The following is a 26493-nucleotide window of genomic DNA, read 5'->3' as shown; positions in this document are numbered from 1 at the left end:
ATGCTGCGACTCAAGCCGGACGGGACCCGCTCGTCCCCGCTGCAGATCCTCTGCCTGGGCTGCCACTCCGACGATATCGAGATCGGCTGTGGCGGCACGGTGCTCCAGATCGCGGCGGACCATCCGGATGCCGTGTTCCACTGGGTCGTCTTCAGCGCCAACGGCGTGCGTGCGGCGGAAGCGGCGAGCGCCGCCCGACACTTCGTCGATCCCGCCCGGATGAAGCGGCTCATGCTGAAGGACTTCCGGGACGGATACATGCCTTTCGTCGGTGCCGAGATCAAGAACGTCTTCGAGGAGCTGAAGCGGGACGTGTCTCCGGACATCATCTTCACGCACAACCGGCATGATTCGCATCAGGACCACCGGCTGATCGCGGAGCTGACCTGGAACACCTTTCGCAGCCATCTGATCCTGGAATACGAGATTCCGAAATATGACGGCGATCTCGGCCAGCCCGGAGTCTTCAACGCGCTCTCGAACGACACTTGCCAGAGGAAGGTCGACATCATCCTCGAGGCGTTCGAGTCCCAGCGCCAGAAGCACTGGTTCGACCGCGCGACCTTCATGGCGCTGATGCGGTTGCGCGGAATGGAATGCAATGCACCGAGCGGGTATGCGGAGGCGTTCTACGCCCGCAAGCTGATGCTCTGACCGGCTGTCGAGATCGCCATGCAGGACCTCAAGAGCAGAACCGTTCGCGCCGGACTCATCAATGTCGGATCGCGCGGTCTCGGTTTCGCCATCCGGATCATGGCCCTGATGGTGCTCGGCCGCCTGCTGACCCCGGAGGATTACGGGCTGGTCACCATGGTGACGGCCTTTACCGGCGTGCTGAACATGTTCGGCTGTTTCGGCCTGTTCCAGGCGGCGATCCAGCGGGACTCGCTGAGCGAGGCCGAATCCTCGGCGTTGTTCTGGCTCAATCTCTCCTTCGGTGCCCTGCTGACGCTGCTGGCCATCGTGGCCGCCCCGATGGTCAGCGCCTTCTACCGCGAGCCGCGTCTCCTCGCCATCATGGACGTCATCGCCTTCACCTTCCTGATCACCGCGGCGGGTGTGCAGCACGGGGCGCTGCTCCAGAGGAGGCTCGCCTTCGGGACATCCGCGAAGATCGACATCTGTGCGCTGGTGGTCGCAACGGCCGTCTCGGTCGGAATGGCGGTGGCCGGCTATGGCTATTGGGCGATCGTTTCGATGACGATCACCTTGCCGTTGGCCACGACCGTCGGCCTGTGGCTGTCGGCGGGCTGGATGCCGGGTCGGCCGAGGATGGTCCCGGGGCTGCGTTCCATGCTGCGGTTCGGCGGCGGCACGACGCTCACCGGCTTCCTGTCCTACATCACCATCAACACCGACAAGCTTCTGCTTGGCCGCGTCTGGGGAACGGAGGCGACCGGCCTCTATAGCCGGGCCTTCTACCTGATCAATTTCCCCACCGAGAATCTCAACATCACCATCGGCGAGGTCGCCTTCGCCGCGCTGTCGCGGACGCGGGGAGACCTCGACCGTCTGCGCCGCTACTTCCTGAAGGGCTATTCCCTGGTGGTGACGCTGACCTTGCCGCTGACGGTCGTGTGCGGGCTCTTCGCCGATGACGTGATCCTGGTGGTGCTGGGCCCGAAATGGACGAGCGCCATCGAGATCTTCCGGACCTTGGCGCCGACGATGCTGGTCTTCGCGATCTCCAGCCCGCTCGGCTGGCTGCTCAATGCTCTCGGCCTGATCCGCCGCGGCGTCCATATCGGGCTGTTCTCCGCCTCGTTCATGGTCGCCGGCATCGCGATCGGACTGCCCTATGGCCCGCACGGCGTCGCGCTGGCCTATTCGTCTGTGATGGTGCTCAAGGTGATTCCGATCACGATCTGGGCGCTTCACGGCACCGGCGTGCGTGTCCGGGAGTTCGCCGGAGCGCTGATGAGCCCGCTGGCCGCGTGCGCGATCGCGGCGCTCGTCGGCTTCGGCGTGCACAGCCTGTGCCCGCCGTCGATGGCGCCGGTCCTGCGATTGCTGCTGGATGTCGGCTCGTTCGGGGCAGCCTATCTGTCGGCGCTTCTGCTCATCGCCGGCGAGAAGGCGCTGTATCTCGATCTCTTCCGCGCTGCAAAAGCATCCGCCTCCGTCTGAGCGAGCGAAAGCTTCTCCGGGCGCTCCAAGAAGATGCGTGGCTACGCAGAGCTTTCGCGCCGGAACACCGCAATGCTCCCGCCATTAATCAGGTACAGGGCCTGATTTTCGAGGGCTGGGGATGCACTTCGCGAAGACGAATATTCCGGGGGCGGTAGTCATCGATCCCGCTCCGCATGCCGATGCACGGGGCCGCTTCATGCGGGCCTGGTGCCTTAAGGAATTCGCCGAGCACGGCATCGTCTTCGATCCGGTTCAGGCCAATCTGGGCTTCAGCACGAAGCGCGGGACGGTCCGCGGCATGCATTTCCAGGAGGCGCCGGCCAGGGAAGCCAAGCTGGTGCGCTGCACGCGCGGGGCGATGTTCGACGTGGTGCTGGACCTGCGGCCGGAATCGCCGAGCTATGGCAACTGGCACGGCGTCGAGCTGAGCGGGGACAACGGCCGCATGCTCTATCTGCCGGAGGGCTGCGCGCATGGCTACCAGACCCTGCAGCCCGACACCGAGATGCACTACATGACCTCGGCCTTCTACACGCCGGCGGCCGCGAAGGGCATGCGCTTCGACGACCCCGCCTTCGGCATCGCCTGGCCGCTGGCCATCACCGAAATCTCCGAACAGGACCGCAACTGGCCGCTCATGGGCGATCTGCCCGGCACCGTGCCGGAACAGCGCCTGTCGGCCTGACCGCGACCTGCGACGGCGTCGAAAGAGGAAACGCGACATGGCTCTCGACTTGGTTTTGCGCGAATACGAGGCGGCGGGGCGGCAGATCCGCGTGGGCATGGTGGGCGCGGGAGCGACCGGGCGCGCCATCGCGCTGCAACTCGGCACGCCTGTGCCGGGCATGCGGCTCGTCGCGCTCGCAAACCGGACCCTCGCCAACGCGGAGCGCGCCTTTCGCGAAGCGAACATCCATGGCTGGACCCGGGCCTCCACGGCGCGCGAGGCCGACAGCGCGATTGCGCGCGGGATTCCGGTTCTGACCGAAGACCCCTCCGTTCTGACCGCATGCGAGGCGATCGACATCATCCTCGAGGTCACCGGGACGGTCGAGGCCGGAGCGGCCGTGGTCCTCGACGCGATCGCCCATCGCAAGCATGTGGTGATGGTGAATGCCGAGCTCGACTCGCTGATCGGCCCGATCCTGAACGAGAAGGCCCGCGAGGCGGGCGTCGTCCTCACCAACACCGACGGCGACGAACCCGGCGTCGCCATGACCCTGTTGCGCTATCTGCGCACCCTCGGCCTCAAGCCCGTCGCCGCAGGCAACATCAAGGGCATGGTCGACTACTACCGCAATCCCGACACCCAGCGGGCCTTCGCCGAGAAGAACGACCAGGATCCGCGCAAAGTCACCTCCTTCGCCGATGCGACCAAGCTGTCGATGGAGACGACGGTACTGGCCAATGCGACGGGCTTCCGGGCAGGCCGCCGCGGCATGTACGGGCCGGCCTGCAAGGATGTCCGCGAGGTGGCGCAGCGCTTGCCGGCGCAGGCGATGCTCGAGACGGGGCTGGTCGACTACGCGCTGGGGGCTGCGCCCCACACCGGCGCCTTCGTCGTGATCCACGAGGAGGCGCCGTTGAAGCAGGCGCAGCTCGCCTATTACAAGCTCGGCGACGGGCCGTTCTACGTTTTCTACACGCCGTTCCATCTGCCGCATCTGCAGATCGCCTCGACGATCGCGCGGGCCGTCATCCAGCATGATCCGACCGTGGCTGCGCTCGACGGACCGGTCTGCGAGGTGGTCACGATGGCCAAGCGGGACCTCAAGGCCGGCGAGCGCCTCGACGGTATCGGCGGGTTCTGCGCCTACGGCCTGATCGAGAACGCGGCGGAAGCGCGCGGCGCCGACGCGCTGCCGATCGGCCTGTCCGAAGGCTGCGTCCTGCTGCGCGACAAGAAGAAGGACGATGTCGTCTGCCTGGCCGATGTCGCGCTGCCGGCCGGGCGCCGGGCGGAGGCGCTCTGGCGCGAGCAGCGGAGGCGCTGGCCGCTTCGCGAAGCCGAGGCTGCGTCGGCGGCCATGCTGGCCGGGGCTGCGTCCTGACATGCCGGAGCACGACGCGAACAGGCAGGCTTACCGGCCGGGCTGCGACCCGGCCAGCGACCACTCCCCTTCTGCTGCGAGGCTGGACCGGCCATGCTGAACCGATCTTTCTGGCAAAACCGCAAGGTGTTCCTCACCGGGCATACGGGCTTCAAGGGCGCGTGGCTGTCGCTGTGGCTGGAGGCGCTGGGCGCCGACGTGACCGGATATGCGCTCGACCCGCCATCGGAGCCGAACCTGTTCGAACAGGCGAGGGTGGGCGAGTGCATTCGCTCGATCCGTGGCGACGTGCGCGATTACGACCATCTGGCAGCGGCCCTTGCCGCCTGCAAGCCCGACGTGGTGATCCACATGGCGGCCCAGTCGGTCGTCCGCTACGGCTATGAGGAGCCGGTCGAAACCTACGCGACGAACGTCATGGGAACGGTGAACCTGCTCGAGGCCGTCCGCCGATCGGGCCGGCCCTGCGCGGTGGTCAACGTCACCAGCGACAAATGCTACGAGAACCGGGAATGGGTCTGGGGCTATCGCGAGAGCGACCCCATGGGCGGGCACGATCCCTATTCCAACTCGAAGGGCTGCGCCGAACTGGTGACGGGCGCCTATCGCGATTCCTATTTCGCGCCGGATGCGCTGGCCCGGCATGGCGTGGCGCTGGCAAGCGCCCGGGCGGGCAACGCCATCGGCGGCGGCGACTGGACGGCGAACCAGCTCATCCCCGACCTGATCCGCGCCTTTCTCGACCGGCGCCCCTGCCGCATCCGCAATCCGATGGCGATCAGGCCCTGGCAGTTCGTGCTGATGCCGCTCCACGGCTATCTTCTTCTCTGCGAGCGGCTCGCGGAGGACGGCGGCGGCTTTGCCTCCGGCTGGAACTTCGGGCCGGCGGAGACGGATGCCAAGCCGGTGTCGTGGATCGCCGACAAGCTCGTGGCGTCCTGGGGCGACGGCGCCTCCTGGACGCAGGACGGGACGCCGCACCAGGCCGAGGCGCAACTGCTGCGCCTCGATACGTCGAAGGCGCGGGCGCATCTCGACTGGCACCCGGTTCTCCAGCTCGACCAGAGCCTGCTCTGGATCGTCGAATGGTACGAAGCCTTCCAGGCGGGGAAGGATCTCCAGTCGCTCACGCGCAGGCAGATCGAGCGCTACGAATATCTTCTGCAGGACGATGCCGAGACCAATGCTTTGGCGGCGCGGCGCATGAAGGCCGCAGCCGCACCGCTGCTCTCAGCCGCCGACGGCTGAAGCCGGCAGAGCCAACCGTCGCTAAGGGGACCAGCCCATGCCCAACGCTGTCGTGCTTGGAACAGGAATGGCCGGATTCGGGGCTGCGCACCGTCTCCGGGACGAGGGCATCACCCCGGTGATGTACGACAAGAACGCGTATTACGGCGGTCATACGATGTCGTTCCGATACGATCCCGGCTTCGTCTTCGACATCGGGCCGCATATCTCGTTCACGAAGGACGAGCGCATTCAGGATCTGTTCGCCGATAGCGTCGACCAGCTCTACGAAACCATCCAGATCAACCTCAACAACTACTGGCGGGGCTATTGGCCGCAACATCCGGTCCAGCTTCACCTCAACGGGCTGCCCGAGGACGTCGTCGTCAAGGTGATCGCCGATTTCGTGGACGAGCGGCAGAAGCCGGAACGGCCGATCAACAACTACGACGACTGGCTGGTCGCCAGCTTCGGTTCGACCTTCGCCGAGTTGTTTCCCAAACAGTATACGCGCAAATACCACCTCACCTCGGCCGAAAACATGAGCACCGACTGGCTGGGGCCGCGCATCTATCGTCCGTCGCTGGAGGAGGTGCTCCGCGGCGCGATCTCCGCCTCGTCGCCGAACATCCACTACATCACCCATTTCCGCTATCCGAAGCAGGGCGGCTTCGTCTCGTACCTGCAGAAGTTCGTCCCGCTCGGCGACATCAGGCTGAAGCACGAGCTGGTCTCGATCGATCCGCGAAGCCGCGTTCTGTCGTTCTCGAACGGCCTGCAGGCCGGCTACGACATGCTGATCTCGTCCGTGCCGCTTCCCGATCTCGTCCGGATGATCGACGGCACGCCGCGGGACGTGCTGGAGGCCGCGGGCCGGCTGGCCTGCTCGTCCTGCGTTCTGGTGAATATCGGCATCGATCGCGCGGATATCTCCAAAGCGCACATGTCGTATTTCTACGACGAGGACATCTGCTTCACGCGTCTCGGCTTTCCCCACATGCTTTCGGACAGCAACGCCCCGAGCGGTATGGGGAGCATTCAGGCCGAGGTCTATTTCTCCGACAAGTACAGGCCGTTCAGCGGGCAGCCGAGCGACTGGATCGAGCCGGTCATCAACGATCTGCGCCGCTGCGGATTGCTGCGCGATCGCGATCGCATCCTGTGCAGCAATGCGATGTATCTGCGCTACGCCAACATCATCTTCGATCTCGATCGTGCCGCCGCGCTCGCGACGGTTCATGGCTATCTCGACGACCTCGGCATCGCCTACTGCGGCCGCTACGGCGACTGGGGCTACATGTGGACCGACGAGAGCTTCAAGAGCGGCGAGGCCGCCGCCGCGACGGCGATGGCGAACCTGGCGGCCAGGTCCGGGCCGCGGCGGGTCCAATCCGCATGAACGAAAAGATCGACATCGATCCGCGCGATGCCACGCCGCTCGACCTGTCATGGTTCGAGCGGCAGGGAGAGAGCACCGGCCTCGCGGCCGCTGCGCGCCCCAAGGCGAGCCGGGTCGCGCTGCTGGCCCATTGCGGTACGGGCAATCTCGGCGACGAGGCTTCGATCGCGTCGGTGCTCGACAATATCAGGCGTCGCGCGCCCGGGGTCTCCATCGTCGGTGTGACGATGGACCCCGACGATACCCGCCGCCGGCATGGAATTCCCAGCTTTGCGATGCGCCAGCAGGTCTTTCCCTTCCAAAGCGAGTGGTCGGCAAGCGACCAGCCGGCCGAGCGCGGCACGCTCACCGATCGGCTGAAGGCCTGGGCGAAGAGGTCGGGGCCGCTTTTCCGCATCGGCAACGCGCTCCGGCATGCGTTGATCACGCGGCCTGCGCAGTTCGTTCGCGAGACGGTCTTCCTGGGGCGCTCCGCAATGCTGCTCTGCGAACTCGACATGCTCGTGGTTTGCGGCGGCGGACAGCTTCTCGACTGGGGAGGGCCCTGGGCCTTCCCCTACACCCTGTTCAAATGGATCCTTCTCGCCAAATGCGCCAACGTCACATGCGTCTTCCTGAATAGCGGCGCCGGCCCCCTGGATGGATCGCTGAGCCGCTGGTTCGTCAGGCGCACGCTGGGCATGTCCGACTACATTTCCCTGCGAGACCAGGCTTCGGGGGATCTGCTGCGGAAGATCGGGTTTCGCGGCAAGATGAAGGTCTTCGCCGACGCGGTGTGGGGCCTGCGGGTGCCGGCCGCGGCCAGGCAGCGGCGGGCCGAGGCGCACGCGGAATCCGTCATCGGCATCGCGCCGATGGCGTATGGCGATTCCTCGCGCCACTGGGTCGACGACGATCAGGGCTACCGGAATCTGATCGCCAATCTCGCGGCGTTCTGTTGCCGAATGATCGAGCGGGGGCATCGGATCAAGCTGTTCAGCAGCGACATCTGGTTCGATTCCCAGGCGATTGCGGATCTCGAGGCGGCCATCCGCGAGAACGATCCGGCGCTGGCGCCGGATCGCGTCACGCGGGAAGCCGTGTCTTCGATCGACGAGATGTTCGCGGCCCTGTCGGGGGTGGATTGCTATGTGACGTGCCGTTTTCACGGTGTCGTCTTCGCCTCGCTGCTGAACGTTCCGGCGATCGCGCTGGCACCTCATCCCAAGGTGACCAATCTCATGGAAGCGCTGGGGCTGTCCGAATACTGCGTCGATATCTCTCGCTGCGAGGCGGAAGATCTGACCGCAAAGGCGGAGCGGATGCTGGCCAACGCCGATGAGATCAGGGATCGCATCGGCCGAAACGTCGCCGATCTTCAGGACATGCTCGCCCGGCAATTCGACGAGCTGTTCCTCGGCGACAGGGAAGACAACGTCAAGAAGACCAACTAAGGCAGAGAGGGTGGCGGCGATGAACACGAAGAGCGGTCCGCTGGTGAGCGTAGTGACGCCCGTCTACAACGGCGAGAAATTCCTCAGGGAATGCATCGAAAGCGTATTGGCGCAGACCTACGACAACTGGGAATACATCATTCTGAACAATGCCAGCGCCGACGGAACGCTGGAGATCGCCGAGGAATACAGTCGGCGGGACAGTCGCATCCGTGTCTTCAGCAATGACGAATTGTTGCCGATCATCGCCAATCACAACAAGGCCTTCGGTCTCATCGCCGAGGACAGCAAATACTGCAAGGTCGTCTCTGCGGACGACTGGATCTACCCGGAATGCCTCGAGAAGATGGTGGGGCTCGCCGAGGCGAACCCGTCGGTCGGCATCGTCGGAGCCTACCAGCTCAGCGGCGGGAGCGACATCTGGTATGTCCGGAACATCGGCCTGTCCTATGCGCAGTCGGTCGTTCCAGGCCGGGATATCTGTCGCGCGCATCTGCTCGGCACGCTGCGCGTCCTCGGAAACCCCACCTCGGTGATGTACCGGGCGGACCTGATCCGCGACGATGACGAATTCTTCCCGAATCCGACGCAGGAGGCGGATGTCAGCGCATGCATCAAGCATCTACGCTATGCCGATTTCGGCTTCGTTCATCAGATCCTGGCGCATGAGCGCATCCACCACAATCGCGCGACGACCTCATCTCTCGAGAGCAATGCCTATGTCTCGGCGGAGATCAGTGATTGTCGCGAATACGGAGACTGGTATCTGACGCGCCGCGAAAAGGAAGAGCGCATCGGAGAGCTATTGAACGAATATTATGCATACCTCTCCGTCAGCGCGTTCAAGTTCAAAGACCGAGAGTTCTGGAATTACCATATCGGACGCCTGAGCGATCTCGGCTGTGAGTTCGACCGGATGAGACTTTACAAGGGCATCGCAGCGAAAGCGTTCGATTCGATGTTGAATCCCAAGGGTACATTCCAGACCATCAGCAAGCGAGTTCGTATGTATTACATGTTCAAGGGCGCGCGACTACGCTCGTACTAGCTCCTTGCAAGCGTCTTTATTTAGTAAAAACTTACGCGTTTGATTTACATGACGCCACGTCAGGTATCGTTCGTTGTGTCGAGTTTCATATTTCGCCGGCGGTCTGATTCGGTTCAACGCTCGATGATTTACTAATAATTCGCTAATCATCTTGTAAATTTCGAAAATTTTATGTAGATTGGCGTGAGTGGGTGCTCCCGGGTTGCTTCATCGCGGCCAGGGCGAGTTGCGGGCTGTTGCAGTGCGGGCGAACGTTTCGAGCAATCAGCGGCTGTGGGGTGCGTGCGCAATCGCGTATCGCGGCCCGAATCCGGCGTCGGCCATGCGGGATTTCGCAGGTTCGACGCGATCGCGTGGCGCAGGCCGGCCATCCACGACAAGACCGCGAGCTTCTGCCGGGCGGCGCTTGCCCCAGCTGGTGCAGCCTGGCGGGCGCCGTACTTGCCGGGCTCGCGGGGCCGGCATTGCCGCGCTGTACGGCCAACGGAAGAGGTGCCGACCAAGCTTGATCGTTTCGTCGATCCGTCAGGGGATCGATGCGGCAGATGGGGGGAAACAAAAAATTGCTGTTCGCCTGATATTCAGGAGAGTTTCATGAAGGAGAACAAGGGGTTCTGGATCGTCATCCTCGGTCGATATTCTCTGATGCGGGAGGGGGTTTCCAGAGTTTTGGAGGCGGAAGGCTTTCGTGTCCAGGTGTCCGAGCCCGGTGCCGGCCATCTGAGGATCCGGACGCGGGCACCGCGGCTTCTGTTTCTCATCGTTCATTCCGGCGATGACTTCAGCGGAGTCGTCGCCGAGATCGAGCTGGTCAGGCAACATTATCCGGAAGCGAATGTCGCGGTCGTCGCCGAGCACTACGGCTTGAACGAACCGAGCCTGGCGTTCGAGGCCGGCGCCGTCGGCTACCTTGTCAATGCCGTCTCCTGCGACGCCTTCGTCAAATCAATCGAGCTGTTGATGCTCGGGGAGGCAATCTTCCCGCCGTCCTTTCATTCTCCGGCGCTGACGTTGAAGATACCGCGGCGTGCCAGAGCGGACGCCGCCTTCGTACAGGAAGACGAGAGGCCGTCCGCCGGCATGTCGCATGAGAGCGAGGCCGTGCCGGCACTGTCCCCGCGCGAGACGGCGATTCTGCGCTGCCTGATCGAGGGCGATTCCAACAAGTTCATCGCGCGGAAGATCGAGATCACCGAAGCGACGGTGAAGGCTCACGTCAAAGCCATCCTGCGAAAGATCCGCGTCCAGAACCGGACGCAGGCCGCCATCTGGGGCATGAACCACGCGCCATTCCTGCCTGCCAACAGCAATTCCCTGTTCCGGTCCGCCAACGAGGAGAACGCGTAAGCTCGCGTTCCACGGCCTGCCTTTCACAAGGTGCGGGGCGCGCGGGGGCCGGCGTCGACGTTCGACGGGTTGCCGCACCGCGAGGCAGATCAAGGCGCCGGCGGTTCGGTGCGCGCCCGTGCCGCCTCAGCAGCTGTGTCGAGACGAACACCCAACATTGCGGCGGCTCCCGGGCGCCCGGCCCTGAGGTTTCACTGCAGTGCTGCGTGGCCGAGAGGGAACACCGGGCACCGACGTGCCCGCGATTTACGTTCTGTTAACCATTCCCTCGATACACCGAAGCAACCGAAAATTTACCAAGATAACCGACGTGTTAACGCAACCCCGGCCCATCCGCCTCAAGGGGCGGTCCTATCTCGCGCTCACGCTGACCCCGGAGCTTCCGTTCGAGGACTGGCTGGTCCGGCTCGACGATCTCGCGTCGCGCTCCGCCGGCTTCTTCCTGCGGCGGCCTGTCGTGCTCGATGTCACCGGTCTCGATATCGACCGGGCGGAGCTGCGCGACTTCGTCGGCAAGCTCGGCGCGCGCCAAGTGCGAATCATGGGGATCGAGGGCGCATCTGCAGCCCTGCTCGGCTCGGACCTGCCGCCGGCGATGGCCGATGGCCGCCCGACCGCCGATATCGAACCTCCGGTTGCGCCAGAAAGCGCCAGGGCCGAGGTCGTCGAAGCGGCCGAACCCGTATTGCCGTCCCCGCCGAAGGCCGTGCCCTCGATGATCGTCACCCAGCCGGTGCGCTCGGGGCAGTCCCTGGTCTTCCTCGAAGGCGACATCACCGTGGTCGGCTCGGTCGCCTCCGGCGCCGAGGTCGTCGCGGGCGGCTCGGTCCACATCTACGGCACCCTGCGCGGACGGGCGATTGCCGGCACGATGGGCAACGGCGAGGCGCGCATCTTCTGCCGGAAGCTCGAGGCCGAGCTCGTCGCAATCGACGGCTACTATAAGACCGCCGAGGACATGGAGCCAGAGCATCGCGGCAAGGCGGTGCAGATCTGGCTCGAAGGCGAAACGTTCAAGGTCGGCACGCTCGCCTGAGCCGGCGGCATCATCATTCAAAGGAGCGATCAATGGGCAAGGTCATCGTGGTCACATCCGGCAAGGGCGGCGTCGGCAAGACGACCTCCTCCGCCGCCTTGGGCGCCGCGCTCGCGCAGGGCGGGGACAAGGTCGTGGTCGTCGATTTCGACGTCGGCCTGCGCAATCTGGACCTCGTCATGGGGGCGGAGCGGCGAGTCGTCTACGACCTCGTCAACGTCATCCAGGGCGAAGCCAAGCTGACCCAGGCGCTGATCCGGGACAAGCGACTTGAGACGCTCTACCTGCTGCCGGCCTCGCAGACGCGTGACAAGGACAACCTGACGGCCGAGGGCGTCGCGGCCGTCATCGGCGCGCTCAAGACCTCGTTCGACTGGGTGATCTGCGACAGCCCGGCCGGCATCGAGCGCGGCGCGACGCTGGCCATGCGCCATGCCGACATCGCCATCGTCGTGACCAATCCGGAAGTCTCGTCGGTGCGCGATTCCGACCGCATCATCGGCCTGCTCGATTCGAAGACGCTGAAGGCCGAGAACGGCGAACGCATCGAGAAACATCTGCTGCTGACCCGCTACGACCCCGCCCGGGCCGAGCGCGGCGACATGCTGAAGGTCGACGACGTCCTCGAGATTCTGTCGATCCCGTTGCTCGGCATCATCCCGGAGAGCATGGATGTGCTGCGCGCCTCCAATCTCGGCTCGCCGGTCACGCTGGCGGATGACCGCAGCGCACCCGCGATCGCCTATTTCGAGGCGATCCGCCGGCTCAAGGGCGAGACGCTGCCGGTCGCGGTCCCGGGCGAGAAGCGCGGCTTCTTCGGCAAGTTCTTCGGAAGGAAAGCGGCATGAACCTGCTCCGTCTTTTCTCCCGCACGCCGTCCGCGCCCGCGGCCCGCGAGCGATTGCAGGTCCTGCTGGCGCATGAGCGGGCCGCCGTCGGAGACTCCGACCTCGTCACCAAGCTGCGCGACGAAATCCTGCGTGCGATCTCCAAGCACATGCAGGTCGACGACGAGAAGGTCAGCGTGCGCATGGAGCGCGGTGCCCAGGTCTCGACGCTGGCGGTCGATATCGAAATCCCGTTCGACGCGGGCAAGAAGGCGGCCTGAGGGCCGCCTCTTCACCATCGAAAAGAACCTTCAGCGGCTGGACACGTCGGCGTTTCTCCAAAGCGCCGACGTGTCCAGCCGCATGTTCACAAGGTGAGCTCTGCGGCGCGTTTGGCGAAGGCGGCGGCAAGGCGGCCGGTCTCGGCCGCGTTGTCGGCGGAGGCGTTGCCGGCACGGGCGCGGGCCGCGATGCCCTCGAAGATCACCGCCCAGCGGAACAGCGCGAAGGCGAGATGGAAGGGCTGCAAGGTCAGGCCGTGCCGCGCCTGGGCGCCGTAGAGCGCCGCAAAGCGGTCGAGATCGGGCAGGCCGAGCGCCGCGAGATCGAGCCCGGCGAGGCCGCCATATTCTTCCGGGCGCGAGAGCCAGGCGATCGCGGTGTGGGCGAGATCGGCGAGCGGGTGGCCGAGCGTCGAAAGCTCCCAGTCCAGCAGGGCGACGACGCGCGGCTCGGTTGGATGGAACATGGCATTGCCGATGCGGTAGTCGCCATGGACGAGGCCGACGGTCTCGTCGGCGGGGATATGCTGCGGCAGCCAGTTCCGCAGCCGGTCGATATGGGCGTCGTCGCGGCTGCGCGACAGGTCCCATTGCCGGCCCCAGCGCGCGATCTGGCGGGAAAAATAGTTGCCGGGCCTGCCGTAGTCGCCGAGGCCGACAGCCGCGGCATCGACATTGTGCAGCGCGGCCAGCGTTTCCGCGAGCGAGGCATACATGGCGCCGCGCTCCTCCGGCGCAAGGCCGGGCAGGGTGCAGTCGTGGAAGACGCGGCCCTCGACCTTCTCCATCAGGTAGAAGGGCGTGCCGAGGATGGTGCGGTCGTCGCAATAGAGCAGGGCGGGCGGCACCGGCACGTCCGTTCGAGCAAGCGCACTGATGACGCGGTATTCGCGGTCGATGGCGTGGGCCGAGGGCAGGAGCTCGCCCGGCGGCTGCTTGCGCAGTACTAGCGCACGGTCGTCATAGCTGACGAAGAAGGTCGGGTTGGACTGTCCGCCGCCGATCTGTTCCAGCCGCATCGGGCCGGAAACGCCGTCCACCGCTCCACGCAGGAAAGCGTCGAGCGCAGCGGTATCGAAGCCGGGCCCGGCTCGATCGGCAGAGGCCGTCACGCGCCGGCGACCTGCCAGCGCCAGAAATCATCGCCTTCCTTGTCGAGGAAGCGATTGAGGACCATCTGGTGCACCTCGTCGGCGCCGTCGACCAGCCGCGCCTGGCGCGCGTAGCGGTAGATCCATTCGAGCACGGTATCCTTCGAATAGCCGCGGGCGCCGTTGATCTGGATCGCCATGTCGGCGGCCTCGTGCAGCGTGTTGGCGGCCTGCACCTTGGCCATCGAGACCTCCTTGCGCGCTTGCCCGCCGCGATCGAGCTCCCAGGCGGCCTTCATCACCAGCAGGCGGCCGATCTCGATCGCCATGGCGGTGCGGCCGAGCTTGAGCTGGATGCTCTCGCGATCGGCGAGGCGGACGCCGAAGCCTTCGCGGGTCGCGGCATAGGCGCGGGCGATCTCGACGCAGCGTTTGGCGAGCCCGAGCCAGCGCATGCAATGGGTGAGACGTGCGGGGCCGAGCCGGATCTGCGTGACCTTGAAGCCGTCGCCTTCTCCCATCAGGACGTCATCGGCGGGGATGTGCAGGCCGTCGAACTCGATCTCGCAATGGCCGCCATGTTCCTCCGGACCCATGATCTCGATCCGACGGAGGATCTTCCAGCCGGGCTGGTCGCGGTGAAAGAGGAACGCCGTCAAGCCGCGCCGCGCGTCGTCGGAGGTGCGGGCGATCACGATGAAATGGGCCGCGGCTTCCGCGCCGGTGATGAACCATTTGCGACCGTAGAGCTTCCACGAGCCGTCGGGCTGCTTTTCGGCGCGGGTGCGGATCATGGTCGGATCGGAGCCGCCGCCGGGATGCGGTTCGGTCATCGCGAAGGCGGAGCGAACCTCGCCCGCGACGATCGGCGCGAGCCAGCGGCGCTTCTGGTCGGGTGTCGCCACCGCTTCCAGCACCATCATGTTGCCGTCGTCGGGCGCGGCCGAGTTGAAGACGACCGGGCCGAAGATCGAGCGGTTCATCGCCTCGTAGCAGACCGCCATGCCGACGCGCCCGACGCCGAGCCCGCCGGTCTCCGGGCTGAGCTGCAGGCACCAGAGCCCGGCTGCACGCGCTTTCGCCCGCAGTTCCGACAGCGCCGGCTCGGCGATGTTCTCATGAGCGTCCCAACTCGCGGGATCGGTCTCGCGCGGGATGATCTGCGTCTCGACGAAGGCCGCGATCCGGCGCCGCAGATCATCGAGTTCGGGCGAAATCGTGAGGTCCATCATCGTTCCAGGCTGGCCGAAGACAGGGGCAGGAGCAAGCGACCCGATGGTCTATGCGGTCAGATAGGCGGCCAGGCCCGCGGTCGAGGAATCATGGCTGTTGCCGGGCGCCTTGCCCTCGATCACCGGCATGAGCGCCGTCGCCAGCTCCTTGCCGAGCTCCACGCCCCACTGGTCGAAGGCGTTGATGTCCCAGATCGCTGCCTCGACGAAGACCCGATGCTCGAACAGCGCGATGATCCGGCCCAGCGCGAAGGGGTCGAGCTTGCGATAGGCTATCGTCAGCGAGGGGCGGCTGCCGGGGAACGTCATGTGCGACGCGCGAGCCGCGATCTCTGCCGGCGCGACCCCCTTCTTGGCGAGCTGTACCCGCGTTTCCTCCAGCGTGCGGCCCTTCATCAGCGCCTCGCTCTGCGCGAGGCAGTTGGCGATGAGCAGACGCTGGTGATGGGCGAGCTCGGGATTATGGCCCTCGGCCGCGATCAGGAATTCGCAGGGCACGACATCGGTGCCCTGGTGGATGAGCTGGTAGAAGGCGTGCTGGCCGTTGGTGCCGGGCTCGCCCCAGACCACGGGGCCGGTCGGCCGCTCGACCGGCGTGCCGTCCTTGCGGACGCGCTTGCCGTTCGATTCCATGTCGAGCTGCTGGAGATAGGCGGGTAGCCGGACGAGGTGCTGGTCGTAGGGCAGGACGGCGCGGGTCGGATAGCCGCAGACGTCGCGATGCCAGAGACCGATCAGACCCATGAGGACAGGCAGGTTGCGGTCGAGCGGCGTGGTGCGAAAATGCTCGTCGACGGCATGGGCGCCGGCGAGGAAGGAGCGGAAATTCTCCGGCCCGATCGCGATCATCACCGGCAGCCCGATCGCCGACCAGACGGAATAGCGGCCGCCGACCCAATCCCAGAAGCCGAAGACGCGCTCCGGCTCGATCCCGAAGGCAGCGACCTTGTCGAGCGCGGTGGAGACCGCGGCGAAATGAGCGGCGACCGCCGCCTCGCCGAGCGCACCGGCCAGCCATGCCCGTGCGGTCGCGGCGTTGGTCATGGTCTCGATGGTGGTGAAGGTCTTCGAGGCGACGATCACCAGCGTCCGCGCCGGGTCGAGCTTCGCGAGCGTATCCGCGATATGGGCGCCGTCGACATTCGAAACGTAATGCAGGCGCGGGCCGTCGTGATAGGGCGCGAGCGCGAGTGTCGCCATCGCCGGCCCGAGATCGGAGCCGCCGATGCCGATGTTCACGACATCGGTGAAGCGGCCGCCACCGGCGGCGGCGATGCTGCCGTTGCGGATGCCCTCGGCGAAGGCGAACAGCCGGTCCAGCGTCGCGTGCACCTCCGGCATCACGTCGGTGCCGTCGACCATGATCGGGCGCTCGGAGAGGTTGCGCAGCGCGGTGTGCAGGACGGCGCGGTTCTCCGTGGTGTTGATCGCGGTGCCGGCGAACATGGCATCGCGCTTGGCCTCGATCCCGGCGGCCGTGGCGAGCTTCAGCAGCAGGCCGAGACCCTCGGACGTCACCGAGGTCTTGGAATAGTCGAGCAGCAGATCGTCGAGGCGGGCGGAGAAGCGGCCGAAGCGCTGGGGATCCTCGGCGAAGAGTTCGCGCAGGTGGCGGTCCTTCGTCGCCGCACGACAGGCTGCCAGCTCGCTCCAGATCTCTTCCAACCGCTTCGCCATCGTCCAAGCTCCGTTCGTGATGCGCACGACCATAAGCCAAGAGGGGCGAAGGCCGACACCATGCGTTGCAACCTTGCCATGCGCGAGGATTCCGGCTTCCGCATGACTGGAGCGGCGTGCGCGCACGGCCCGGCACCTCATCCGCCCGCCATCCGTGCCTGCGGCAAAAAATCTGCTGCTCGCCTGCCAGGATGGGCTATTCCTCGATGCCTCCGGACGAACCGCCAGCCTGGTCGTTCCGGCATTGCGTCAGGAGCCGCCGCCTTGAGTCCGGTCACTTTCTCCCGCCATGCGGCGATTGCCGTCATCACGATCGACAACCCGCCGGTGAACGCCCTCGGGGCGGCCGTGCGGGAGGGGCTGGTCGCGGCGATCGCCGAGGCCAATGCGGATGGTACGGTCGAGGCCATCGTGATCGCCGCGGCGGGCAAGGCCTTCATCGCCGGTGCCGACATCAGCGAATTCGGCAAGCCGCCGGTCCCGCCTTTCCTGCCCGATGTGCTCGATGCGATCGAACGCTCGGACAAGTCGGTCGTCGCCGCGATCCAGGGCGTGGCGTTGGGCGGGGGGCTCGAGGTCGCGCTGGCCTGCCATGCCCGTGTGGGCCTGCCGACGGCGCAGCTGGGCATGCCGGAAATCAAGCTCGGCCTCATCCCCGGCGCCGGAGGCACGCAGCGCCTGCCGCGTCTGATCGGAGCGGCGAAGGCCTTTGCGATGATGCTGTCGGGCGATCCGGTTCCGGCGGGCCGCGCGCTGGAATGGGGCCTGCTGGACGAGGTGGTGTCGAGCGACCTGCTGGCCACGGCCATTCGGGTCGCCGAAGGGCTCGCCGCCGAAGGACGCCGGCCCGTGACCAGCCTGGCGGCCGACAGGCTGACCGAGGCGGACCGGGCCGCCTTCGAGACCTTGGCGAAGGATGCGCTGCGCAAGGCGGGTGATGCGCCGAACGTGCCGGCGCTGGTCGAGGCGGTGCGCAACGTGTTCCTGCTGCCGTTCGCAGAAGGGTTGGCAGCTGAGCGCAGGCTGTTCCTGGCGCTGGTGGCCGATCCCCGCGCCCAAGCGCTGCGCCATGTCTTCTTCGCCGAGCGCGAGGTCGCCAGGGTACCGGGCATCGGGCCGCAGGTGAAACCGCGCCCCATCGCCGGCGCGGCCGTGATCGGCGCGGGCACGATGGGCGGCGGCATCGCCATGTGCTTCGCCAATGCCGGCATCCCGGTGACGCTGATCGAGACGGCGCAGGCGCCGCTCGACAACGGCATGAACCGCATCGCTGCGATCTACGACATTTCGGTCCAGCGCGGCTCGCTTACGCCGGAGGCGCGGGCCGCGCGGCTCGCACTGATCAAGCCGGCGGTCGGGCTCGCGGCGGCAGCCGGCGCGGACATCGTGATCGAGGCGGCCTTCGAGGAGATGGGCGTCAAGCAGCAGATTTTCGGCGAGCTCGACAAGGTGGCGAAGCCGGGCGCGATCCTCGCCAGCAATACCTCCTATCTCGACATTCCGACCATCGCCGCGGCGACGAAACGCCCCCGGGACGTGCTCGGCATGCATTTCTTCAGCCCGGCCAACGTCATGAAGCTGCTGGAGGTGGTCCGGCCGCAAGGCGTGGCGGAGGATGCGGTCGTCACGGCCGTCGTGCTCGGGCGCAAGCTCGGCAAGGTGCCGGTCGTGGTTGGGAACGGTTTCGGCTTCGTCGGCAACCGCATGCTGGAGCAGCGCACGCGCGCTGCCGAGCGCCTGCTGGTCGCCGGCGCGCTGCCGTACGAGGTCGATCAGGCCCTGGTCGATTTCGGCTTCAAGATGGGGCCCTTCGCCATGGCCGATCTCGCGGGCAACGACATCGGCTGGCGCTCGCGCAAGGCGCGCGGCCTCAAGGCTGCCGTCGCAGACGCGATCTGCGAGGCCGGCTGGTTCGGGCAGAAGACCGGGCGCGGCTACTATCTCTACCCGCAGGGTGCGCGCGCGGGGCAGCGTTGCCCCGAAGTCGAGACGCTGATCCGGCGCATCTCGACAGAGCAGGGCGTCACGCGGCGCGCCTTCAGCCAGGAGGAGATCCTGGCGCGGCTGCTCGACCCGATGGTCAACGAGGGCGCCCGCATCCTGGAAGAGGGCATCGCGGCGCGGCCGGGCGACATCGATGTCGTCTGGATCAATGGCTACAACTGGCCGGCCTGGCGTGGCGGCCCGATGTTCTGGGCCGATAGCGTCGGGCTCGACGTGATCGTCAAGCGGCTGCAGGAGCAGGCCGCCGAGAGTGGCGACAAGGCGCTGGAGCCGGCACCGCTGCTGCGGCGCCTCGCTGCCGAGGGCAAGGGCTTTTCCAGCCTGGCTTCCGGCGGTTGAGGCGGCCTCGCGCGCGTTCGGGGCCGACCTTTCCAGAGAGGAATGTCGATGCGGCGGCCCCGCCGCCGTCGGCGATTTCAGCGGCCGACATGGCCCGATGCGGCTCGCCTCAAGCCTTGCTGTCGAAAACCCTTTTGAGGGATTGACCCGCTTCTCCGGACGGACCAGAAGGGGCCGTTTGCGAACTCGACAGGTGCCTCGTCCCCACGCCGCGCGCGCGGCGAACGATGGCGCTCAGACCGGAGAAACTGACGCCATGGCCAATCTGTTCACCCCGACCGACCGCACGGTCATCGCGCGCGAAGCCGCCAAGATGTTCCTTGAAATCAAGGCGGTCCATTTCTATCAGGATAAGCCTTTCTTCTTCACTTCGGGTTGGGCGAGCCCGGTCTATATCGACTGCCGCAAGATCATCTCCTATCCGCGCCTGCGCTCGACGCTGATCGATTTCGCCGCCACCACCATCGTCCGGGATATCGGCTACGAATCGCTCGACACCATCGCGGGCGGGGAGACGGCGGGCATCCCCTTCGCGGCCTGGATCTCCGACAGGTTGGCCCTGCCGATGCAGTATGTCCGCAAGAAGCCGAAGGGCTTCGGCCGCAACGCCCAGATCGAGGGTTCGGTCGTCGAGGGCGCGCGCACGCTGCTGGTCGAGGACCTCGCCACCGACGGGCGCAGCAAGGTCAATTTCTGCCAGGCCCTGCGCAATGCCGGCGCCGACGTGCAGCATTGCTTCGTGCTGTTCTACTACGACATCTTCCCGAAGAGCCGCGAGCTGATGGCCGAGATCGGCGTCAACCTGCACTATCTCACGACCTGGTGGGACGTGCTCGCGGTGGCCAAGGAAAGCGGGCATTTCGAGCCGAAGGTGCTGGCCGAGGTCGAGAGCTTCCTGAACGATCCGGCGAGCTGGTCTGCCAAGCATGGCGGCATCTCCGAGTTCGGCCAGGAGAAGTCGGCCTGACCGCTGTGGAAACGCGCCTGCGCCTCAGCCCCGAAGGGCGTTTGCTGGATGAGGCCGGGCGCTGCTTCGACCCTGCCGCCCGTGCATGGAGCGCCGCAGCCGGCGTCCCGGAGGGAGTGGCTGTTTCCCTCCCGGGAGCCTTGCGCTGGCTGCAGCGGGAGAGCGGCCATGCCGTTCGCATCCCGGCTGCGGTGATCGGGACGCGGACGCCGACGGCATCGCAATCCGCGATGGCCACCCAGATGGGGGCGCTGCTCGCGGGGCACGGCGTCACCGTGCTCTGCGGAGGTCGCTCCGGTGTCATGGAGGCCGTCTGTCGCGGTGTCAACGAAGCTGGCGGCTTGTCGATCGGGCTGCTGCCGGACGAGGAGCCGGAGGCCGCCAACCCCTATGTCACCGTGCCGCTGGCGACCGGAATCGGTGTCGCGCGCAACGCTCTCATCGCGCGGGCGGCGCTGTGTCTCGTCGCGGTCGGCGGCGGCTACGGCACCCTTTCGGAGATCGCCTTCGCGCTCCAGTTCAAGCGGCCGGTCTTCCTGCTCAACGGTGCGCCGACGGTCGAGGGCGCCCTGCGCTGCGCCGATGCCGAACAGGCGCTGGAGCAGGTGGCCCGGGTCTTCCTGGCGCTGGAGCGCTGAGCCTGAAGGCGCGAGCCCGTCAGATCGGCATAGCACGGGCGCGCAAGCTCTCGGTTGACGCGGGAGCCGGTGCCGCTCCACCTTTCGGACCGGCGTTTCGCCTGCTGACATCGCGGATGTCACGCGCCTGGACGAGCGGATGGAGATCATGGCTGCAGCTTCCCCGACGGTGGTTTTCGATGTCGGCAATGTCCTGCTCCGCTGGGACCCGCGGCTGGTGTACCGGGAGTTGATCCCCGAGCCGGAGCGGCTCGACTGGTTCATGCAGAATGTCTGCACGGCGGCCTGGAACATCGAGCAGGATCGCGGCCGCTCCTGGGCAGACGCCGTCGCGCTGCTGGTGTCGCAGCATCCCGAATGGGAGCGCGAGATCAGGGCCTATGACGAGCGCTGGCACGAGAGCATCCCCGGGATCGTGGAGGATAGCGTCGCGGTGCTGACGGAGCTCAAGGGGCGCGGCGACAAGGTCTACGCGATCACGAACTTCTCGCGGGAGAAGTGGGCGGAGTGCCTGATCCGCTTTCCGTTCCTGCAATCCTTCGACGGTGTGATCGTCTCGGCGCATGAGCGGTTGATCAAGCCGGACCCGGCCATCTTCGAGCTGCTGATGCAGCGCTACGATCTGGCTGCCGGAGACTGCATCTTCGTCGACGACAGCGCCCGGAACGTCGCGGCTGCAGGCGCGCTGGGCATGCAGACCGTGCATTTCATCGAACCGATCGACCTGCGTTCGGCACTGCGGGAGCGCGGCCTGACGCTTTGAATGGCAGCGGCGGTCATCGGGAGGAATGCCATGAGCGACAGGCCAGCAAAGGGACGCGGCATCGCCGGCGGCCTCACCAACTACGGCGATCCCGCCTTCGCCGCCTATCTGCGCCGCTCCTTCGCGCGCTCGATGGGCTATTCCGACGAAGCGCTGGCGCGGCCGATCGTCGGCATCGCCAACACCTATAGCGGCTTCAACAACTGCCACCGCCATTTCCCCGAATTGCTGGAGGCGGTGAAACGCGGCGTGCTGATGGCGGGCGGGCTGCCGCTCGAATTCCCGACGATCTCGCTGGGCGAAGTCTTCCTCAACCCGACCAGCCTGAAATTCCGCAACCTGATGGCGATGGATACGGAGGAGATGATCCGGGCCCAGCCGATCGACGCGGTCGTGCTGATGGGCGGCTGCGACAAGACCGTGCCTGCGCAGCTGATGGCGGCGCTCTCGGCCAATGTGCCGACCGTGCAACTGGTGGCCGGGCCGATGTCGACCGGGCGTCATCGCGGCGAACGGCTGGGCGCCTGCACCGACTGCCGACGCTTCTGGGCGCGCTACCGCGCCGGCGAGATCGACGAGGCCGAGATCGAGGCCGTCGAGGGGCGACTGGCGACCACGTCCGGCACCTGCGCGGTGATGGGGACGGCGAGCACGATGGCCTGCATCGCGGAGACGCTGGGGCTGGCGCTGCCGCGCTCGGCGGCGATTCCGGCTGTTCATGCCGACCGCCTGCGTTGCGCCGAAGAGAGCGGCCGGAGGGCGGTCGAGCTCATCGGGACGCAGAGGCTATTGCCGCGCCAGATCGTCACCGAGAAGGCGATCGAGAACGCCTGGCGGGTGCTGCTGGCGATCTCCGGCTCGACCAACGCCGTTATCCATCTCACCGCCATCGCGCGGCGTGCCGGGGTCAAGGTCGATCTCGACCGTCTCAACCGGCTGTCGGACGAGACGCCGGTGCTGGTCAACCTGAAGCCCGTCGGCGCCAATTACATGGAAGACTTCTTTGCCGGTGGCGGCGTGCCGGCGGTACTGCAGGAGTTGCGCGATCTCCTGCATCTCGACGCGCTCAGCGTGACAGGCAGGACGCTGGGCGAGCTGATCGACGCACCGCTGGTCGATACCGTCGACCGTAGCATCGTCAGGGCGCGGGCCGAGCCGGTCGACCCCGATGGCGGCCTCGTCGCCGTGTTCGGCACGCTGGCGCCGCGTGGTGCGATCGTGAAGCGGGCGGCGGCCGAGAAGCGTCTGCTTGAGCACGAGGGACGTGCCGTCGTGTTCTCGTCGCTCGAGGACCTGGCGGCGCGGATCGACGACCCGGACCTCGACGTCGCCCCGGATGACGTGCTGGTGCTTCAGAATGCCGGGCCGCGCAGCGATGCGGCGATGCCGGAAGCCGGCTACCTGCCGATCCCGCGCAAGCTCGCGGCCCGCGGCGTCAAGGACATGGTGCGCATTTCGGATGCACGGATGTCGGGCACCGCCTATGGCGCCATCGTCCTGCATGTCGCGCCGGAGGCGGCGATCGGCGGACCACTGGCGCTGGTGCGGGACGGAGACCGGATCAGACTCAGCGTTTCCGAAAGGCGGCTCGACCTGCTGGTGGACGCTGACGAATTGGCCGCGCGGCGGGCCGCCCTGGCGGCGCCGGCCGCAACCTCGCGGCGTGGCTACGACAAGCTCTATGACGACCATGTCCTGCAGGCCGACGAGGGCGTCGACTTCGACTTCTGCTGAGACCAGGCCGCGTCAGAGGTGGATGGTGACCGCTCCGGGCCACGCGGCGACGCCGTGGCTCGACATCACCACGATGCGGTCGTTCAGTCTTTCGAGCAGGCGCTTGAGGATGCGATGTCCCTGATCGGCTCGCAGATGCTCGGTCGGCTCGTCGAGCAGCACGAGCGGCTTGGCCGAAAGCCAGGCGCGAGCGAGGTTCAGCCGCTGCGCCTCGCCGAGCGAGAGCGAATCCTGGGTGATCCAGCCGTCGAGGCCCCCGGCGGCGATGATGCGCTCGGTCAGCTCGACGGCGTCGAGCGCCTGCCATAAAGCCTGGTCGGGCCCGGCCGGGGCGAAGAGGTTGGCGCGGACCGTATCGGCCAGTATCGCGGCATCATGCGGGCAGAAGGCGGCCAGCATGCGCCGGTCGGCCGCGGTCAGCGCTCCCCCGTCACCGTGCAGGATGTCGTCGCCGGTCCATCCGGCGATCTGCTTGAGCAGGCTCGTCTTGCCCGCGCCGCTCGTGCCGGTGAGGATGGTCGGCCGTCCCGCCTCGAGCGACAGCGCGACCGCATCGCCGAGCGGGCGGGCGTCCGGCGCGCGCCGCACCAGCGCCGGGCTTTCCAGGCTTTGAAGGGAGACCGGCGAAGCTGCGGCCGCCGCCGGCGCGGCGGGAGGCGCTGTCCCGCTCCAGCGATCGATCTCCGCTTTCGCGGCGCGGCGGCGCAGCGCGGCCAGGACGAGGCGCGAGATCGCCTGAGCCGTCTCGGCGAGGGCGATCCAGGCGAAAGCGAGGAAGGCGGGCACCAGCATGGCTTCGTTTCGCGCACCCGCATGCCAGGCGGCGGCGAAGACGCTGACCGCGGCGACCGGGCCAAGCAGCGCGGCGAGCGCGTCCAGCCGCGCTTGCGCCAGCCGGAGCCTGCCGACGGCGGCGTCCGCCTGCGAAAGCAGCCCGACGGCTTCGGCACAGCGCCCTTTCCAGGCGCCTTCGGCCTGCAGGGGAACGACGGAGGCGAGCGCGGCGCCGAGGCGCCGGGCGCCGTCGCGCCGGTGCCGGCGCGTCTCGTCCCATGTGGCGGCGCCCGTGTGCGCGAACCGGGCCGCCGCCGCGGCGAGCGCGCTCAGCAATGCCGCGATCGGGACGAGGGCGAGCGGCGCCACGAAAGCGGTCGCGATCAGGCAAGCCGTGACGCCGATCGCGAGCAGCAAGGCGGGGAAATCGGCACGCAATCGCGCGAAATCGAGATCCTCGACATCGTCCAGATAGTCCGCCAGCCGGGCCTGGTCGGCGAGCTGCCAGCCGGCGCTACGGGCGGCGGGAGCCACCGCCATCGCGCCGAAAAGGGCGACGCGGCGAATCGTCTGGTCGGTGAGGGCCGCCCGGTGGCCGGCGAGCCGCTCGCCGTAACGTGCCGCCGTACGACCGACCGCAAAAAGGCGGACCAGTGCTGCGGGGATGTGAAAGTTGAAGCTGTAGGCGGCCGCGCCAAGGCCGGCGATGGCGACCGAGCCGAGAAACCAGGCGGAAAGCCCGCCGAGCAGCACACCGCACGACAAGGCCGCGACCGCGAGGGCCCCGGCATGGCTCCAGAGCCTGCGGGAGGTTGCGCGGCGCTCGGCTGCCCGGTCCATCATGCCGCGGCCTCGGCCAGGACAGGGCTGTCCAGCGCGATCTGCCGGTCGGCGAGCGCGATCAGTTCGGGATCATGGCTCGCGACCACGACCAGCCGTGTCCGAGCCATCTCGCGGAGGGCCTGGCGGATCGCCGCTGCCGTTTCCGGATCGAGCTTGGCGGTCGGCTCGTCGGCGAGCACGTCGTGTCTGCTGGCAAGGGCGCGCGCCAGCGCCACCCGCAGCCGCTGACCGCCCGAGAGATTGCTGCCGCCATGGGCGATCCGTGCCGACAGCCCGCCGGGCAGCAGGCGGTCGTCGAGAAGGCCGACGCGGCGGACGGATTCGCTCAGGCGGGTCGGACACGGCTCCTCGAGCCCCTGCGCGACCGCCTCAGCAAGGGAGCCGCCGCGGACGAAGCTGTCCGTCGCGACCCAGATGCGTTCGCGGGGAAACGTCGCAGGGTGCGCCGTTGCCCCGGCTTCGATCCCGGCGAGCCGGCGCAGGAAGGTGGATTTGCCCGCGCCGCTCGGGCCCGAGACGACGACGAGCCCGTGCTCCGGCAAGGCGAGGCCGGCCAATGCCTGCTCGACCGCGTGGAGGGACGGCGCGGGGACGGGTGCCATATCGAGCAGACGGTCGAGCGCGGTCGCGGCGGCGAGCCCTTCGGCCTTGGCGTGGTACTGCTCGGAAAAGCGGCGGAACGGCGCGAAATACTCCGGCGCGATCATCAGGATGAAGAGACTCTGCCACAGCTCCAGGTTCGAAAAGCCCGGGATGGTGGCGAGCTTGAGGTGTCCGAGCCCGAGGAAGACGGCGAGCATCGCGATGGAGAGCGAGGCGAAGAAGTCGATGAGCCCGGCATTGAGGAAGGCGATGCGCAGGACGCCCATCGTTCGGGCGACATAGGCATCGAGACGGCGGGCAAGCTTGGCCTCCTCGGTTGCCAGCGCATCGTTGCCGACGATGGTGGGGAGCGCGCGCATCCGGTCGGCGAACTGGCCTGCGAGATGGCTGTAGGCCGCTTCCTGCGCTTCGGCCCGGCTGCGAATGACGTCGCCGACCAGCGCGAAGAACAGGATCATCACCGGCGTCAGCACGAGAACCAGCAAGGCAGCCGGCCAGGACACGATCGCGATCATCGCCGCGGCCATCAGCGGGCCCGCAGCCATCATCAGGCTGGCGGCTCGATGCCCGATGACGAGGCTCGCCACCGCCTCGGGATGGCGTTGAAGCCCGACGATGAGGCCGCCGGCCGGCAGGGATTGCAGCAGCCGCGCCGGCATGGACTGGAGCCGGGTGCCGGCTGCGGCCCGCAGAGCGGTGGCAACCCGCAGCTCGGCCGTGCTCTGTGCGCGGTCGGCCATCAGGCCCATGAAGGCCGCAACCAGAACCGCGGCGGCGATGGCGGCCACCGCCCAGGGCGCGAGATCCTGTCCCATGACGAGCCGGCCGAACAGCCACGCCATCAGGCCGGAGGCGACAAGGCGGGCCGCCGTGCGCAGCACCTGCCAGCCGAGCAACTGCCGGAGATCCCGGGCGCCCCATTCGCGCGAACGCGCCAGCGCGGCAAAGGCTTCGCCCGCATCCGCGCGCGGGTCGTGCCGATCGTCCGGGCTGGTGGATTGCGCCATGTCCTTTCCTTCACACGTCGCGGACGGCTCCGGCTTGATTCA

General features: G+C 67.1%; 22 protein-coding genes. 17 read left to right on the top strand and 5 right to left on the bottom strand.

Annotation, left to right across the window (positions count from 1 at the left end; all coding sequences use genetic code 11):
• The 12 genes from BGO20_RS20320 to minE all read left to right on the top strand — a co-directional run bounded on the left by BGO20_RS20320 (nucleotide 1) and on the right by minE (nucleotide 12779).
• Nucleotides 1-654, top strand: coding sequence for a PIG-L deacetylase family protein (locus BGO20_RS20320; protein WP_291659289.1), 654 nt, complete (start codon nucleotides 1-3; stop codon nucleotides 652-654).
• Nucleotides 655-672: 18 nt separating this feature from the next.
• Nucleotides 673-2127 carry a lipopolysaccharide biosynthesis protein gene (locus BGO20_RS20315; RefSeq protein ID WP_291659288.1) on the top strand — a complete coding sequence of 485 codons (1455 nt, stop codon included), beginning with the start codon at nucleotides 673-675 and terminating at the stop codon, nucleotides 2125-2127.
• A gap of 121 nt (nucleotides 2128-2248) precedes the next feature.
• The gene (rfbC, locus tag BGO20_RS20310; protein ID WP_291659287.1) at nucleotides 2249-2815 is read left to right on the top strand and encodes a dTDP-4-dehydrorhamnose 3,5-epimerase; all 567 of its coding nucleotides are present in this window, start codon (nucleotides 2249-2251) and stop codon (nucleotides 2813-2815) included.
• Nucleotides 2816-2852: 37 nt separating this feature from the next.
• Complete coding sequence (locus BGO20_RS20305) at nucleotides 2853-4181, top strand: NAD(P)H-dependent oxidoreductase (RefSeq protein ID WP_291659286.1); 1329 nt, start codon at nucleotides 2853-2855, stop codon at nucleotides 4179-4181.
• Between the two features lie 93 nt (nucleotides 4182-4274).
• Nucleotides 4275-5429: a CDP-glucose 4,6-dehydratase gene (gene rfbG / locus BGO20_RS20300; protein ID WP_291659285.1), complete on the top strand. Its 1155-nt coding sequence runs from the start codon at nucleotides 4275-4277 to the stop codon at nucleotides 5427-5429.
• A 37-nt stretch (nucleotides 5430-5466) separates the two neighbouring features.
• Nucleotides 5467-6807, top strand: a complete 1341-nt coding sequence (locus BGO20_RS20295; RefSeq protein WP_298922768.1) for a protoporphyrinogen/coproporphyrinogen oxidase — start codon at nucleotides 5467-5469, stop codon at nucleotides 6805-6807.
• Complete coding sequence (locus tag BGO20_RS20290) at nucleotides 6804-8240, top strand: polysaccharide pyruvyl transferase family protein (RefSeq protein WP_298922769.1); 1437 nt, start codon at nucleotides 6804-6806, stop codon at nucleotides 8238-8240. The genes BGO20_RS20295 and BGO20_RS20290 overlap by 4 nt, the downstream gene beginning before the upstream one ends.
• 19 nt (nucleotides 8241-8259) lie before the next feature.
• Nucleotides 8260-9288 (top strand): glycosyltransferase family 2 protein, encoded by a 1029-nt coding sequence (locus BGO20_RS20285; protein WP_291659283.1) that lies wholly within the window; start codon nucleotides 8260-8262, stop codon nucleotides 9286-9288.
• A gap of 282 nt (nucleotides 9289-9570) precedes the next feature.
• Complete coding sequence (locus tag BGO20_RS20280) at nucleotides 9571-10635, top strand: response regulator transcription factor (RefSeq protein WP_291659282.1); 1065 nt, start codon at nucleotides 9571-9573, stop codon at nucleotides 10633-10635.
• A gap of 301 nt (nucleotides 10636-10936) precedes the next feature.
• A complete protein-coding gene (gene minC / locus BGO20_RS20275; protein WP_291659928.1) occupies nucleotides 10937-11671 on the top strand; it encodes a septum site-determining protein MinC in 735 nt (244 codons plus the stop codon).
• A gap of 32 nt (nucleotides 11672-11703) precedes the next feature.
• A complete protein-coding gene (gene minD, locus BGO20_RS20270) occupies nucleotides 11704-12519 on the top strand; it encodes a septum site-determining protein MinD (protein WP_291659281.1) in 816 nt (271 codons plus the stop codon).
• Nucleotides 12516-12779 (top strand): cell division topological specificity factor MinE, encoded by a 264-nt coding sequence (minE, locus tag BGO20_RS20265; RefSeq protein ID WP_291659280.1) that lies wholly within the window; start codon nucleotides 12516-12518, stop codon nucleotides 12777-12779. Before minD ends, minE begins: the two co-directional genes overlap by 4 nt.
• 86 nt (nucleotides 12780-12865) lie before the next feature.
• Here the strand turns inward: minE and BGO20_RS20260 are convergent, their stop codons facing one another.
• Genes BGO20_RS20260 through pgi form a run of 3 tightly spaced genes read right to left on the bottom strand, consistent with a single transcriptional unit; the run spans nucleotide 12866 to nucleotide 16779 of the window.
• Complete coding sequence (locus tag BGO20_RS20260) at nucleotides 12866-13891, bottom strand: phosphotransferase family protein (RefSeq protein ID WP_291659279.1); 1026 nt, start codon at nucleotides 13889-13891, stop codon at nucleotides 12866-12868.
• Nucleotides 13888-15099 (bottom strand): acyl-CoA dehydrogenase family protein, encoded by a 1212-nt coding sequence (locus BGO20_RS20255; protein ID WP_291659278.1) that lies wholly within the window; start codon nucleotides 15097-15099, stop codon nucleotides 13888-13890. The genes BGO20_RS20260 and BGO20_RS20255 overlap by 4 nt, the downstream gene beginning before the upstream one ends.
• A gap of 51 nt (nucleotides 15100-15150) precedes the next feature.
• On the bottom strand, nucleotides 15151-16779 hold the full coding sequence (gene pgi, locus BGO20_RS20250) for a glucose-6-phosphate isomerase (protein ID WP_291659277.1): 1629 nt from the start codon (nucleotides 16777-16779) through the stop codon (nucleotides 15151-15153).
• A gap of 264 nt (nucleotides 16780-17043) precedes the next feature.
• Here pgi and BGO20_RS20245 point away from each other — a divergent pair, with 264 nt between their 5' ends.
• The 5 genes from BGO20_RS20245 (at nucleotide 17044) to BGO20_RS20225 (ending at nucleotide 23224) form a co-directional block, all read left to right on the top strand.
• Entirely contained in the window at nucleotides 17044-19122 is a 2079-nt protein-coding gene (locus BGO20_RS20245) for a 3-hydroxyacyl-CoA dehydrogenase NAD-binding domain-containing protein (protein ID WP_291659276.1), read from the top strand.
• A 256-nt stretch (nucleotides 19123-19378) separates the two neighbouring features.
• Nucleotides 19379-20089: an orotate phosphoribosyltransferase gene (locus tag BGO20_RS20240; RefSeq protein WP_291659275.1), complete on the top strand. Its 711-nt coding sequence runs from the start codon at nucleotides 19379-19381 to the stop codon at nucleotides 20087-20089.
• A 116-nt stretch (nucleotides 20090-20205) separates the two neighbouring features.
• A complete protein-coding gene (locus tag BGO20_RS20235) occupies nucleotides 20206-20727 on the top strand; it encodes a TIGR00725 family protein (protein ID WP_291659274.1) in 522 nt (173 codons plus the stop codon).
• Between the two features lie 148 nt (nucleotides 20728-20875).
• Nucleotides 20876-21490, top strand: coding sequence for an HAD family hydrolase (locus tag BGO20_RS20230; RefSeq protein WP_291659273.1), 615 nt, complete (start codon nucleotides 20876-20878; stop codon nucleotides 21488-21490).
• 30 nt (nucleotides 21491-21520) lie between these two features.
• On the top strand, nucleotides 21521-23224 hold the full coding sequence (locus tag BGO20_RS20225) for a dihydroxy-acid dehydratase (RefSeq protein ID WP_291659272.1): 1704 nt from the start codon (nucleotides 21521-21523) through the stop codon (nucleotides 23222-23224).
• Between the two features lie 12 nt (nucleotides 23225-23236).
• On the opposite strand, the gene BGO20_RS20220 is transcribed toward BGO20_RS20225, so the two are convergent.
• Together BGO20_RS20220 and BGO20_RS20215 are read right to left on the bottom strand one after the other, a co-directional pair.
• The gene (locus tag BGO20_RS20220) at nucleotides 23237-24841 is read right to left on the bottom strand and encodes an ATP-binding cassette domain-containing protein (protein ID WP_291659271.1); all 1605 of its coding nucleotides are present in this window, start codon (nucleotides 24839-24841) and stop codon (nucleotides 23237-23239) included.
• The gene (locus BGO20_RS20215) at nucleotides 24838-26451 is read right to left on the bottom strand and encodes an ABC transporter transmembrane domain-containing protein (RefSeq protein WP_291659270.1); all 1614 of its coding nucleotides are present in this window, start codon (nucleotides 26449-26451) and stop codon (nucleotides 24838-24840) included. Before BGO20_RS20215 ends, BGO20_RS20220 begins: the two co-directional genes overlap by 4 nt.
• Nucleotides 26452-26493 lie beyond the last annotated feature (42 nt).

It is taken from the genome of Allobosea sp. 67-29 (assembly GCF_001898115.1).
GTDB lineage: Bacteria > Pseudomonadota > Alphaproteobacteria > Rhizobiales > Beijerinckiaceae > Allobosea.
Note: the sequence above shows the minus strand (reverse complement) of the source record. Positions and strands in the feature narration are given on the sequence as shown.

Excerpts from the sequence above, each read along its gene's own strand:
- BGO20_RS20320 (WP_291659289.1), top strand. The coding sequence starts at position 1 with ATGCTGCGACTCAAGCCGGACGGGACCCGCTCGTCCCCGCTGCAGATC.
- BGO20_RS20315 (WP_291659288.1), top strand. The coding sequence starts at position 673 with ATGCAGGACCTCAAGAGCAGAACCGTTCGCGCCGGACTCATCAATGTC.
- rfbC (WP_291659287.1), top strand. The coding sequence starts at position 2,249 with ATGCACTTCGCGAAGACGAATATTCCGGGGGCGGTAGTCATCGATCCC.
- BGO20_RS20305 (WP_291659286.1), top strand. The coding sequence starts at position 2,853 with ATGGCTCTCGACTTGGTTTTGCGCGAATACGAGGCGGCGGGGCGGCAG.
- rfbG (WP_291659285.1), top strand. The coding sequence starts at position 4,275 with ATGCTGAACCGATCTTTCTGGCAAAACCGCAAGGTGTTCCTCACCGGG.
- BGO20_RS20295 (WP_298922768.1), top strand. The coding sequence starts at position 5,467 with ATGCCCAACGCTGTCGTGCTTGGAACAGGAATGGCCGGATTCGGGGCT.
- BGO20_RS20290 (WP_298922769.1), top strand. The coding sequence starts at position 6,804 with ATGAACGAAAAGATCGACATCGATCCGCGCGATGCCACGCCGCTCGAC.
- BGO20_RS20285 (WP_291659283.1), top strand. The coding sequence starts at position 8,260 with ATGAACACGAAGAGCGGTCCGCTGGTGAGCGTAGTGACGCCCGTCTAC.
- minD (WP_291659281.1), top strand. The coding sequence starts at position 11,704 with ATGGGCAAGGTCATCGTGGTCACATCCGGCAAGGGCGGCGTCGGCAAG.
- minE (WP_291659280.1), top strand. The coding sequence starts at position 12,516 with ATGAACCTGCTCCGTCTTTTCTCCCGCACGCCGTCCGCGCCCGCGGCC.
- BGO20_RS20255 (WP_291659278.1), bottom strand. The coding sequence starts at position 15,099 with ATGGACCTCACGATTTCGCCCGAACTCGATGATCTGCGGCGCCGGATC.
- pgi (WP_291659277.1), bottom strand. The coding sequence starts at position 16,779 with ATGGCGAAGCGGTTGGAAGAGATCTGGAGCGAGCTGGCAGCCTGTCGT.
- BGO20_RS20240 (WP_291659275.1), top strand. The coding sequence starts at position 19,379 with ATGGCCAATCTGTTCACCCCGACCGACCGCACGGTCATCGCGCGCGAA.
- BGO20_RS20230 (WP_291659273.1), top strand. The coding sequence starts at position 20,876 with ATGGCTGCAGCTTCCCCGACGGTGGTTTTCGATGTCGGCAATGTCCTG.
- BGO20_RS20225 (WP_291659272.1), top strand. The coding sequence starts at position 21,521 with ATGAGCGACAGGCCAGCAAAGGGACGCGGCATCGCCGGCGGCCTCACC.
- BGO20_RS20220 (WP_291659271.1), bottom strand. The coding sequence starts at position 24,841 with ATGATGGACCGGGCAGCCGAGCGCCGCGCAACCTCCCGCAGGCTCTGG.
- BGO20_RS20215 (WP_291659270.1), bottom strand. The coding sequence starts at position 26,451 with ATGGCGCAATCCACCAGCCCGGACGATCGGCACGACCCGCGCGCGGAT.